This is a genomic window from Levilactobacillus lindianensis (assembly GCF_003946095.1).
In the GTDB taxonomy this organism is placed as follows: domain Bacteria; phylum Bacillota; class Bacilli; order Lactobacillales; family Lactobacillaceae; genus Levilactobacillus; species Levilactobacillus lindianensis.
The window spans coordinates 1-12,173 of sequence record NZ_RHOD01000024.1 but is presented as its reverse complement, the minus strand read 5'-3'; the positions used below and the strand labels follow the sequence as shown (position 1 = coordinate 12,173).

Here is a 12,173-nt window from a genome sequence, read left to right as displayed (position 1 = left end):
GGGTTGCATTTTTAGGGGGAGAAATGCTAAAATTAATTTCTGTTGGGTCAGTGATGACCGAATTCTTGGGCTATAGCCAAGTGGTAAGGCAACAGGTTTTGATCCTGTCATGCGCTGGTTCGAACCCAGCTAGCCCAATCAGAGGTTTAACGAGAACTGCCAGTCGTTTTGCGACTGACAGTTTTTTTGTGCCATTTTTCACCGGAACCCGATCAAATGAGTTGGCAAGGCGGGGAGCGCTGGGGTATGGTTAACACAATAACAGTGAATGAAAGGAAAAGGTGATCAGCAGTGACAAGCCGCGAGCAGCAGATTCTGGAATGGATCAAGCAGAATCCCATGATTACGCAAAATGAGCTAGCAGAGTTGGCCGGCATCACCCGGTCCGGCGTGGCAGCGCATATCTCGAACCTGGTCAAGAAGGGTTACATTCAGGGAAAAGGGTACGTGATTACGCCACCGAAGTACGTCACGGTGGTCGGGGGCATTAATATGGATATTCTGGGAGTCTCCGGCACGACGGTGACCAACCAGAGTTCCTACTCCGGAAAAATTTATACCAAGCTGGGTGGCGTCGGTCGAAACGTGGCGGTCAACCTCAGTAAGTTGGGGGTGAAGCCCTACTTTATCGCGGCCTATGGCGATGATCGTAATGGTGAAATCTTTAAGGAAGATGCCTTAGCCAACCAGATCGACATCAGCCACGCCAAGCAGATTACCAATGAACCCACCTCGATGTATCTCTTCGTCAACCAGCCCCAAGGGGACCGAATTGTGGGGATCGACGACATGGATATTAACAACTACATCACTCCCCAATATCTAATGGGGCATGAGCAGACCCTCAACAATTCCGATCTGGTGATCATTGATTCCAACCTACCCAAACGGAGTATCAAGTGGCTTTACAACCACGTCACGGTGCCGTTATTTGCCAAGGCCGTGGGGATTAACAAGATGATGAACCTCTACGACGGTATCGACCGGCTTGATACCTTGGTGATCAATGCCCTGGAGGCGACCCTGCTGACCAAAATTACGATTCGTGACGAAGCAACCGCCCGCCAGGCGGCCGATCACCTGATCGACCGGGGGGTCACGAATGTTTTCATCTACATCGACGAAGTGGGGATCCTTTACCAGAATGCCGATCAAGCGGTGTTCTTCCCCGACACCGAGCAGGATGCCCGCAACACGAACGGTGCTGGGGCATCGGCTGTGGCGGCTCTGGCTTGGGCTCGGCTCAATCACCAGGACTTCCGTCAAACGGCGATGGCGGGCGTGGCAGCGACCTACATTACCACCGAGGCAGACGACGCGGTCAATGACAGAATGAGTGCTCAGGTGCTCCAGCATCGGCAACGGGCCCTGAATAATTAGGCTGATCCATTAAATAGAACTTATAGCGAAGTGAGATCAAATTGCGAAAATTTGATCTCACTTTTTTTGCTTGTGAAAAAGTAAATTAGAAGGGGAGCCAATCACCAGATTAACAACGATTTTTATAATGAGATCAGGTGAGCAAGCTAGCGCAAAATACTGCAACCGCTTACGTTCCTATTGACAAAGGACTCCGGAGATTATATTCTGTAATTGTCAAATGATTACTTAGATAAACATTTGTTTATAGTTCCAGCCCTGAAGGAGGCAATGGAAATGGATAGCCAGAATTTACAAAAGCACTCAGACTACGTCGTCGTAGTTGGTGGTATGAACATGGACATCTTCGGGATGCCTAGTCAAAAGGTCATTCAGCGTGATTCCAATATTGGTAAAGTTGGGATGGCTGTTGGTGGTGTGGGTCAAAACATCGCCCAAAACTTGGCTCATTTGGAAGTCCCGACCCATCTCATTACGGTGTACGGTGACGACTACAATGGTCACTTACTAGAGAAGTCTTGTGAAGAAAACCACATCATGTTGGACCAGGCCGAATTGGTCAAGGGGTCCCGTTCTTCAACCTACATGTACATCACCGACGAAACGGGTGACATGTTGGTGGGTGTGAATGATATGGCTATCTGTGAACAGATTACGCCAGAATTTCTGGCTAAGCGCCTCGACTTCATTAACAATGCTGCTATCTGTCTGATTGATGCCAACATCTCGCAGGAGGCCATCGATTGGTTGGGTGACAACGTGACGGTGCCACTTTTTGGCGACACGGTTTCCGTTGTGAAGGCGCCACACTTTGCCCACATCCTGGGTAAGATGGATACCTTGAAGCCCAATGCTTTGGAAGCTTCACTGCTCAGTGGGGTCAAGATTACCGACACTGCTTCCGCAGAGAAGGCCGCTCAGGTTCTCTTGGACACCGGGATGAAGAATGTCTACATCTCATTAGGTGCCGATGGAATCCTGTGTGCCAACCATGAAGGTATGGTCCACGTGCCAATCTTCAAGACCAACATCGTCAACGCTAACGGCGCTGGGGATTGTGGGATGGCCGCGATTACTTGGAGCCACTTCTTAGATCCAAACCGTTCTTTGGAAGAAACGGGTCGGATTGCCCAAGCCGCATCCAGCATCGCCCTTGAAAGCACTAAGTCAGTGCCAGATATCACCCCAGAATTAGTGAACCAGAAGCTGGCAACTTTAACAACTTCAAAATAAGAGGAGAGAGCAATTTATGATTAAGCAAATTTATTCTTTGATTCAGTACGACGAATCCGTTAAGACTATGGAAGCTGGGGCCGACAACATCGGACTTGTTCCTATGCAACATGGTGGTGTTCCTGCCCACCGTGTTCCCCTAGACCGTGTTGACAAGATCTTCGCCGAAGCTAAGCGTCGTGGGGTTACCTCCGTTGCCATTATGCTGACGAACGACCCTGAAGAAATGTTACAACTTGCCGAACGTATCCAACCAGACATCTTGCACATTGCCGGTGACGGTTACGCTGCCGATGCTGAGTTTGCTAAGCGTTTGAAGAAGGTTGCCCCTCACACCGAACTCATGCAAGCCGTTCTGGTTGATGGTGAAGGTGCCATCGCTCGTGCCAAGGCCTTCGCACCATTCGTTGACTACATCCTGTTAGATTCTGGTTTAGCACCAGATACTGGGATCGGTGCCAGTGGTGTAACCCATGACTGGAACATTGATGCCCAGATCGTTAAGGAAGTTAACGTACCAGTTATCGAAGCCGGTGGTATGGGACCGGACAACGTTGCCGAAGCCATTGAAAAGATTCGCCCATACGGGGTTGATTCATTGACGAAGACCAGTATCAAGTATGAAGGCGGCAATATGGAAAAGGATATCCCAAAGGTCAAGGCATTCTGTGAAGCCGCAGATGCTGCCGCTAAGAAGTTAGGTCTTTAATTTTTAAATCGCATAGGAGGCGTTAGAGAGTTGTCATCGAAACGTTATACGCCCAAAACCGTTGCTCTAGCCTTCCTAGGAATATTTCTAGTATGTATTGGGGTTGCCTTTAACAATAATACCCAATTGGGTAATGATCCGGTGGGCATTATTTACGACGGGTTACGGACGACCTTCCATCTTGAGCAAGCGCAATTAGGAACCGTTTCTAATTACCTGAATGTGGTGTTAATCGTGGCCCTGTTCTTTATCGGCCGGCACTACGCAAGCTGGGGAACCTTGATGTACCTGGTGCCTTACGGCTTGTTCGTGTCAATCGGGTCGTACCTGTACCCCTTGATTTTCACGTCCACGACGTTGCTTGGCCGATCGGTTGGTGGGGTTGCAGGGATTTCCCTGTACTACCTGGGAATTAGCCTCTTCGTTGCCGCCGATATTGGGGTTGACCCCTTTAGTGGCTTCATGCTAACTCTCCGGGACTTTACCGGATGGAGTATGCGCCGCAGCAAGATTACCTTCGACGTGGGTCTCATTATCATTGGTATTTTATTAGGTGGTAAGTTCGGGATTATTACCATCTTAACCGCACTGACGACTGGTCCAACGATTCAAGCGTTGAGTTCGGTCTTCAGAAAACGATTAATCCTAGAAAGAAGCTAGATAGAATGAGTTTGGATGTTAAATTATTACAACGCGTCAAAGTTATCGATACCGATAACCTGGCACAAACGGTTCTTGAAGTTTTACAAACCGAAAACTACCACCGGCCACTGTTCATCATGGACGGCTTCCTTGCCAAGGTTCAATTGGTTCAGGATACGCAAAAATTGTTAAAGGACAACGGCATTGATGTTGCTGTCTTCGATAAAGTGGTCTCTGATCCACCTGCACAAACCATTCGCGACGGGGTTGCCGCTTTCGAAGCTGCCAAGGCTGATAGCATTATCGCCATTGGTGGTGGGAGCTCCATCGACGTTGCCCGTGGGGTGAACATCGTGCGGACCAATGGTGGCGACATCATGGACTACACGGATCCTAAGAAGGAAATCAAGGTTTGCAAGGGCTTAATCGCCGTACCAACGACTTCCGGTACTGGGAGTGAAATGTCTAACGCCCTCGTCGTAACCGACGTGAAGACGGAAAAGAAGCTGGCCATTCTCTCTGACAACGCTGTCAGCGAATATGCCATCCTGAACCCTGACCTGTTGTTATCGTTACCTACCAAGATGACGATTGCCACTGGTTTGGACGCCTTCTCTCACGCTGCCGAAGGGTATACTTCGCGGCTCTCAAGCCCAATCACTGACGCTGTCTGTGAAAAGGTGATGTTCCTATTAGCCAACTACCTGCCAACTGCCGTTAAAGACGGACAAAACCGTAAGGCACGTCAAGAAGTCATGGTTGCCGCAGCCTTAGCTGGCTGGATGTTGAACAATGCTGGGACCAACGCGGGCCACTCCATGGCGCACATCTTGGGCTCCAAGTATCACATTGTCCACGGTGAAGCCGTTGCCTACGCCTTGCCAAGTGTCTTGACTGCCGTTAGTGACCTGATGCCTGAAAAGGTTGCCGAAATTGGTCAAATCCTCGGCCTGAACTACGCCGAAGACGAATCCATGGCTGACCGCGCTACCGCCGCAGTTAAGCAGTACCAACACTTCCGTGACGATGTCTTGGGCTTACACCCATTCAGCGATTACGGCATCTCTTCCGAACAAGTTGTCTCCAATGCCAAGGCCGTTGCAAACGAACAATTCGCAAGCAACATGCCTGGAGAAATGAATGAACAGGTCGCTGCCAAGTTGTTAGCTGGCTTCGGTAAGCGCCTCGACTAAAAGGAAAAAGGGTGAACATAATGAATTTTGTTTTCTTATTAACCGGACTAGCATTAGTCTTTGGGATTGGTTGGCTGGTTAGTTCCGACCGTAAGCACATCAAGTACAAACGAATGGGAATTCTGTTTGCTTTGCAAATTGTTATCTCGTTCCTTTGTTTACATACTTCCGGTGGGATTAAGACCTTAGCCGGAATCTCCGGCTTCTTCAGCTGGTTGATGGGTCAAGCTGCCGGTGGTGTCGACTTCGTCTTTGGTGGGTTAGCCATCAAGCCGGGTGCCTCCGTCTTCTTCCTCAACGTGCTGATGCCAATTGTCTTCATTTCCGCACTGGTTGGGATCCTGAACTACATCAAGGTTTTACCATTCATTATCAAGTGGACTGGTTGGATCTTGAACAAGATTGCCGGCATGGGTGAACTTGAAAGTTACTTCGCCGTATCGACGGCCATCTTGGGTCAACCAGAAGTCTTCTTGACGGTTAAGGAACAAATCCCAAAGCTGAACGAACAACGTCTTTACACCATTTGTGCCTCAGCAATGAGTGCCGTTTCAGCCGCAATGTTGGCTTCATACATGAAGATGGTTCCCGGCAAGTTCGTCGTTGTTGCCGTCTTCTTGAACATCTTATCCGCATTGGTTGTTTCTTGCATTATCAACCCTTACGAAACTGAAGCCAACGATGAACTGGTTCAGATTTCTGAAAAGAAGCAAGAACCATTCTTCCAAGTTTTAGGAACTTACATCACCGATGGGTTCAACTTAGCTATCACTGTTGGTGCCATGTTAATCGGGTTCGTTGCCCTGGTTACGTTCTTAAACAGTAGCTTTACTGCTATTATCCACATTTCATTTACTGATTTAATTGGTTACGTCTTCTCCCCAGTTGCCTTCTTAATGGGTGTTCCGTTACACGAATCCATGAAGGTTGGGAGTCTGATGGCAACCAAGTTGATTACCAACGAATTCGTTGCCATGGGTAACTTACATGCCATCGCCGGTAGTTTGAGTGTGAAGGCTAACGCCATCATCTCTGCTTACCTGGTATCCTTCGCCAACTTTGGGACGATCGGGATCGTTACTGGGTCTATCAAGTCCATCAGTGCCGAACAAGGTGGTTACGTTGCCAAGTTCTCCATGAAGCTGTTGTTGGGGGCCACCTTGGCTTCCGTCCTTACTGGGACAATCGTTGGTCTGTACTTCTAATTAGGAGGTTTGAATGGTGAAAACGAAACTCAAAAAATTATTACCGTTGATGCTGGGTTCTTGGTTCCTATTTGTTGCCACGAACCTGGGTGTGACAGTGCTGACGAGTAACGCAACCGCCATTCGCCCCATGATTAATACCGTGGCGTTTGCCCTCGTGCTCTACGTCTGGAGCGCCTTCAATGTGCTTCGTAATCGGCGCCACGCGGTAGGATTAATGGAATTTGTCATTATCGTCTATGCATTTGGATTCGTCAGTTCGTTGGTGACAGCCGTTTCCAACTTGGGCCAGGCAACTGGCCTGTTGAGCCTCATCATTGTCGGCAGTCTCGTCGGCATCGGGGTCAACCTGCTATGGTTCAAGACCTGTAGTCAACTTAGCAAAGTAACGGTTAAATCAACCCACTAATTACTTTAGATAAGGAGCTATTTGACATGACAACAAAAATTATTATGGACTGTGACCCCGGTCACGATGACGCCCTCAACATGATGTTGGCGTTAGCAAATCCTGAGATTGACCTATTAGCTGTAACCTCTTCTGCTGGGAACCAAACCCCAGAGAAGACGCTGAATAACGCAATGCGTCTCTTGACGTTGATGCACCACCAAGAGATTCCAGTGGCCGGTGGGAACCGGACACCACTCATGAAGCCGTTGGAAACAGCTGGTAACGTGCATGGTAAATCCGGTTTGGACGGGGCTGACCTCGCCGAACCAGACTTCAAGGTACAAGACATGACGGCTATCGAGCTGATTGCCAAGACCTTACGCGAAAGCGATGACAAGGTAACCTTAGTCGTTACCGGCCCTATGACCAACATTGCGTTGTTCTTACGGGTTTACCCAGAATTGAAGAGCAAGATCGAACGGATCGTCTTCATGGGTGGTGCCATGGGCTTAGGTAACTGGACCCCATCCGTAGAATTCAACATCTACGTGGACCCAGAAGCCGCTAAGATTGTCTTAAACGCCGGGATCCCGCTAACGATGGCGCCACTGAACGTGACCCACAAGGCTCAAATCCTGAAGCCAGAAATCGAATCGTTGGACGAAATCGACAACCCTGTTGCCCACGCCTTCCGCGGTTTGCTGAGCTTCTTCGAAGTCTACCACGAAAACCCAAAGTGGGGCTTCAAGGGTGCGCCACTGCATGACCCATGTACCATTGCCTGGATGCTTCACCCAGAAATGTTCAAGAGTGAATTAATGAACGTTGACGTGGAAACTGAAGGTGAATTGGTTCGTGGTGAAACGGTTTGTGACTACTACGAACTCACTGGAAAGCCTAAGAACACTGAAGTTCTGTTAGATATTGACCGTCCGGCCTTTATCCAATTGATCAAGGATTCTTTGAAGACTTTCAACAAGTAATTGAATTGAAACTAGCGCTGTTCCTTGCCGGGGATGGCGCTTTTTTGCGTTCTGCCAGGAGTTCAATATGCTGCTACAAGATTTAGGGAGGGTTACGTAAGCGGAGATTGCCCGCTTCCCGGGGGGCTGCTCTTGCTGATAGTGTTCATTTTTCCTTTGTTGTGAGGGGACACCATTTGCTGCGGGTGATGTCAGGTTATCAGGTATAATGGGACTAGTAATAACCCGGGAAATTGATTGGAAAAGCGAACAATTTTGGAAAATTTCAAAAAGTTGGGCAGACCCCTTGCTTGTGACGCGACGTCGTCAGGTATAACAAGGGTATAGGAGGTGAAACCATGTCAGATTATTCAACAGGAGAATTAGCCAAGTTGGGCCACGTGTCGGTACGAACACTTCAGTATTACGACCAGAAGGGCCTTTTGCCCCCAACGGCTGTGACCACTGGCGGCCGTCGGCGATACGCGGAGGCCGACTTGCAGCGGCTCAAATTAATTCGGTTACTCAAGGGGATGGACCTCACGTTAGCGGCGATTCAGGAAATTCTGGATAGTGACCAAGCCAACCGAGTCTTAGCCGACGTCTTAGTCCAGCAGGAACAGCAACTACTGGCGGAACAGGCGGAGAATGCTGAAAAATTACGGACACTTCGCCTGGTTCAACGGAGCTTACCCGACTTTACTGATGTTCCAATTCAGTCAATTGCTGACATGGAACACATGATGGCAAACAAGCAGGAATTAAGACGTGTGCATGTACGGATGTTGGGGTTCGGCGTTCCCCTCGGAATCATTGAGTGGGGAACTTTTATCTACGCACTCTTCACAGGTAACTGGTGGTTCTTCGCCGGTGGTATGGTGGTTGTGCTTGCCGGAGCGAGCTGGATTAGCTGGGATTATTTCCGTTCGGTAAGTTATGCTTGTCCTAACTGTGGGACGATTTTTAATCCCGCCTTCAAGGAGGTTTTCTTTGCTCGGCATAACATTCGCGCCAGAAAGGTAACTTGTCCACACTGTGGTCAGAAGAACTTCTGTGTCGAAGTGTACCGTGAAAAGACTAACGCTAATTAAACCAATAGCCTCACTGACCATTAGGATCAGTGAGGCTATTTTAGTGAAATGAGGGTTCAGGTTGACTGGACAAACACAACAGTATTAGCCATTGGGTAAGACTAAACTAAACTTAGTTAAAATCACTAATGACAAACAAAGGGGTGTCAGGGTATGTTAACGGGTCAGAAGTTACATAAAATGCTAATCTAGACAATTGCCGTTTTAGGTGTGGGCTTGGGTCTGTTAAGTATTGGTACGGTCACTGCTAATGCGTCGAGTAAGGGCTACTATGGGAGCTTTCAATCGCGCAAAATTACTTACCATATTGATTCTAAGTCTAAGCATTGGAAAGACAATTGGAATGGCGCTGTCAAAGCTTGGAACAAGCTCCATGTTGTTAAGCTACGGAGTATTAAAAAAGCTTCTAAGGCTGACATTCGATTAACAACGGTGAAGAGTCTTAAGGGAAATTATGAGATGATGGGCTATACTAATGGCCCCGGTGGCTATTTTGGTATCTTTTCAAGTAAGGTGAAATTGAACCGTCAAGCGATGGTCGATTACACGGAACAAGATAAAGAGCGAACAGCTTTGGTGGGTGTTGGCTATGCTATTGGGTTGAATTATTCAAAGGATAAAACAAGTGCACTCTCAGGGTTTGCTGACAAGCTTCAGCCAAAGACAAGGCTAATTTGAAGAAGGCCTATAAGCATGTTAAGTAATTCGAAATGTTAATAAATAAGAGCCGCCAAGACTGGACAAAAATCCAGTTTTGGCGGTTCTTTACGATCTTTAAGTTTTTAAGAAAAATAAGGTTCTAAGATGGTGAGCCTCCGCCGATCAAGATCCACTTGGGCTAACGCTTCATAAGGCAAGGCAGTTCGCGGATAAGCGTGACCGAAGTTTAAATTGGCCATAATCGTTGTATGGAATCGACGTGTTGCGGCTAATAATTCATGACAGTAGGCGTCATAATAAACTTCGTTTTGGGGCTTACCCATGAGGATTGCGGTGACGTTTCCTAAAATTCCCGCTTCGGTGAGGTTTGCCAACATGGTGGCATAGGCCTCAGGGGTTGGTTGTTCCTCACTGGTTTCGAGGAAGAGGATCTTGCCGCGACATTCTTCTGGGGTAGGTAAAAGGTGATAACGGGCGGCTACTGCAGGTTCATCCGGGTAGCGGGTATCCGCGAGTAGGCTATTTAGACTGTCGATACAGCCACCTAACAGGCGTCCGGTAACGCGGCCCTGACCACGGAGCACTTGATAACCGCGACGCTCGGGATGACTGACACGGGGTGTGCCCACAGCGGCTTTGGAGAAGTCGGTGCGTTCCTCGTACCAGAAGGGACTGCTGGTGATCGCGGTCGTCTGAGGGTTCTCGAAGTAGCGCGTGAGAGTCCATCGAGTATAGGGCAATAGGTTGGGCCCCAGTTCCGCTAAATCATTGAGAAGGTTGGGGCCATAGTAGGTCGTAAGTCCCAGCCGCCGTAGCATCAGGTGATTAACGGTCGTGTCCGAGAAGCCGGTGGAAAGCTTTGGATGTTGGCGCACGGCGGCCACAAACTCGGGATCGTCGAATAAGTAGGGTGCCAGCCGGTAGGTATCGATTCCCCCGATGGCGCAGATGATGCCCTTGATTTTGGGAGTGGTGAAGGCCGTCTTGAGGTCGGCAGCGCGGGCTTCCGGATGCGCATTCAAGTAAGTCTGCCCCTTAAGGGCATTGGGCATCAGGATGGGCTGTAAGCCCAGCTCACGGAGTCGGCGTTGACCCCGTGCAAGTTCGTGGGCGGCAAAGGGTTCTCCCAGAACACCGCTGGAAAGGCTGACAATGGCGACCGAATCGCCGGTATGTAAGGGCTGTGGCTTGATCATAGGCATTCCTCCAAATCATTAAATTGTTATTAGTCTACACTTCTTGGGCGGAAAGGCAATCCAGAGAATCCTAGCGAAATGGGTGACTAAAAAAACGTCCTCTCAATTCAGAGAGAACGCGTGTTGTTAACAATTTCCTAGTAGCTCAATGCCCGGTAGGCATCGTGTTTCCGGTGCGTGTGCAGGCTCTTTTGAGACATGCTGGTCCGCTTATTTGTCCAGGGATCATTGTAGTAAGCCCGGGTCTTGCTGTAACCACGTAACGTGATGGCGTGGTTAACGAAGCCGTCGACGTTGGCCACCCAGATGACCACGGGATGTCCCTTGTCGATCTGCTTTTTCATCTTATGAAAGGAAGCGCCAGTCATGTTTTTGGCAGATCCCGTGTGGCGTTTAACCACTTTCATCAGGCCCTTAGGGTAGATCCACCAACCGGATCTAGAATAGGGATTACCGACGAAGCCCTTGTTCGGATTCGAACTGCGCGGAACTTCCTTGGCGATCGACATCTTGGTGACCTTGGCCCCGGCATACTTGAGCATCATGGCGGTTGCGGTGAATTCACAACCGGTTGGGAGTTGTGGCCGTTGGGCGATCAGGGGCACATTCAGGTAACGGTAAGTTTTAACGGTCCCATTGCGGTGAATCCAGCCGACCTTCTTCTTATAGGTGAATCTGAGCCAGATGCCGTTGGCCATGGTTTCTTCGCGAGTAATGTGGACCGTTTTGTTGGCGAAGGTGGTTGCCATGGTGTATGGTTTCATATTTTTGGCGGAAGACTTGGCACCACCGGTCCGATAGACGGAGTGGTTGTAAGACTTGTTTGGGCCAATCTTAGTGTAATAGTTGACCTTCTTCACCTTAGAAATGGGCCGATAGACCACTGGTTTTGGCTTAGGTTTCGGTTTGGGCTTCGGCGTTGGTTTCTGGCTTTCGCTGGAATCCGATGAGGAACTGCTGTCAGTCGTGGTGGAGGAACTGTTCGTGACCGTTGATGATGAATTGGCATCACTAGTTGCACTGGCGTGAACCGTTGCAGGTTGAACGGTGCTGATTAAAAGGCCGCAACTAAGTGCTAGGAGGGCCATTGGAAGTCGTTTCATATGTAAATACCACCCTTACGTATAATTAATTCGTGACGTAACTACTAAGTAGGCTAACGAATGGTTAAACTCAAGATTAATTATACGCCCCATGGGTGGGTTGGCGAAAGGGTTTTCGGGAGTTTTAAAAGGCTGTGACGGTGGTCACAGCCTTTTTTTGTATGACGAATTTACAATTGAAGTGCAACGCTAATTAGAACATAAAAGAAGACTCATAGCCTGAGCCCTTGTAAAATGGAATCACCACAACACCATTACAAGGAGGACTCAGACTATGAGCCTGTATCATCATCTTACCTTAAAAGAACGAGAAATCATACTGACAGGTTTAACTTTAAAATATTCCCTTCGGCTTATTGCTAAGAAAGTAGGATGCTCTAAGGCAACTGTATCACGAGAAATTAGACG

The 12,173-nt window shown here is 48.7% G+C and carries 13 protein-coding genes and 1 tRNA gene; 12 read left to right on the top strand and 2 right to left on the bottom strand.

What is annotated here, in order from left to right; genetic code table 11:
* The first annotated feature begins 66 nt into the window (after positions 1-66).
* The 11 genes from EKM70_RS09095 to EKM70_RS09045 all read left to right on the top strand — a co-directional run bounded on the left by EKM70_RS09095 (position 67) and on the right by EKM70_RS09045 (position 9,484).
* Positions 67-138 (top strand) — tRNA-Gln (locus tag EKM70_RS09095).
* 153 nt (positions 139-291) lie between these two features.
* Positions 292-1,380 (top strand): PfkB family carbohydrate kinase, encoded by a 1,089-nt coding sequence (locus tag EKM70_RS09090; RefSeq protein ID WP_125547201.1) that lies wholly within the window; start codon positions 292-294, stop codon positions 1,378-1,380.
* 276 nt (positions 1,381-1,656) lie between these two features.
* Positions 1,657-2,613 (top strand): PfkB family carbohydrate kinase, encoded by a 957-nt coding sequence (locus EKM70_RS09085; protein WP_125547199.1) that lies wholly within the window; start codon positions 1,657-1,659, stop codon positions 2,611-2,613.
* Positions 2,614-2,629: 16 nt separating this feature from the next.
* Positions 2,630-3,322: a phosphoribosylanthranilate isomerase gene (locus EKM70_RS09080; RefSeq protein ID WP_125547197.1), complete on the top strand. Its 693-nt coding sequence runs from the start codon at positions 2,630-2,632 to the stop codon at positions 3,320-3,322.
* A gap of 30 nt (positions 3,323-3,352) precedes the next feature.
* A complete protein-coding gene (locus tag EKM70_RS09075; protein ID WP_225416416.1) occupies positions 3,353-3,982 on the top strand; it encodes a YczE/YyaS/YitT family protein in 630 nt (209 codons plus the stop codon).
* A gap of 5 nt (positions 3,983-3,987) precedes the next feature.
* The gene (locus EKM70_RS09070) at positions 3,988-5,157 is read left to right on the top strand and encodes an iron-containing alcohol dehydrogenase (protein ID WP_318531970.1); all 1,170 of its coding nucleotides are present in this window, start codon (positions 3,988-3,990) and stop codon (positions 5,155-5,157) included.
* A 20-nt stretch (positions 5,158-5,177) separates the two neighbouring features.
* Positions 5,178-6,362, top strand: coding sequence for a NupC/NupG family nucleoside CNT transporter (locus tag EKM70_RS09065; protein WP_125547194.1), 1,185 nt, complete (start codon positions 5,178-5,180; stop codon positions 6,360-6,362).
* Positions 6,363-6,378: 16 nt separating this feature from the next.
* Positions 6,379-6,771: a hypothetical protein gene (locus EKM70_RS09060; RefSeq protein ID WP_125547192.1), complete on the top strand. Its 393-nt coding sequence runs from the start codon at positions 6,379-6,381 to the stop codon at positions 6,769-6,771.
* A gap of 26 nt (positions 6,772-6,797) precedes the next feature.
* Complete coding sequence (gene rihA / locus EKM70_RS09055; protein WP_057877743.1) at positions 6,798-7,736, top strand: pyrimidine-specific ribonucleoside hydrolase RihA; 939 nt, start codon at positions 6,798-6,800, stop codon at positions 7,734-7,736.
* 338 nt (positions 7,737-8,074) lie between these two features.
* Positions 8,075-8,806 carry a MerR family transcriptional regulator gene (locus tag EKM70_RS09050; protein ID WP_125547191.1) on the top strand — a complete coding sequence of 244 codons (732 nt, stop codon included), beginning with the start codon at positions 8,075-8,077 and terminating at the stop codon, positions 8,804-8,806.
* A 210-nt stretch (positions 8,807-9,016) separates the two neighbouring features.
* A complete protein-coding gene (locus tag EKM70_RS09045) occupies positions 9,017-9,484 on the top strand; it encodes a zinc metalloprotease (protein ID WP_225416415.1) in 468 nt (155 codons plus the stop codon).
* Between the two features lie 104 nt (positions 9,485-9,588).
* Here EKM70_RS09045 and EKM70_RS09040 read toward each other — a convergent pair whose 3' ends face one another.
* Both EKM70_RS09040 and EKM70_RS09035 read right to left on the bottom strand, forming a co-directional pair.
* Positions 9,589-10,662, bottom strand: a complete 1,074-nt coding sequence (locus EKM70_RS09040; RefSeq protein ID WP_125547187.1) for a S66 family peptidase — start codon at positions 10,660-10,662, stop codon at positions 9,589-9,591.
* Between the two features lie 137 nt (positions 10,663-10,799).
* Positions 10,800-11,765 carry a C39 family peptidase gene (locus tag EKM70_RS09035; RefSeq protein WP_225416414.1) on the bottom strand — a complete coding sequence of 322 codons (966 nt, stop codon included), beginning with the start codon at positions 11,763-11,765 and terminating at the stop codon, positions 10,800-10,802.
* 274 nt (positions 11,766-12,039) lie between these two features.
* Here EKM70_RS09035 and EKM70_RS09030 point away from each other — a divergent pair.
* The coding region (locus EKM70_RS09030) for a helix-turn-helix domain-containing protein (RefSeq protein WP_164506290.1) at positions 12,040-12,173 on the top strand (134 nt) is incomplete at its 3' end.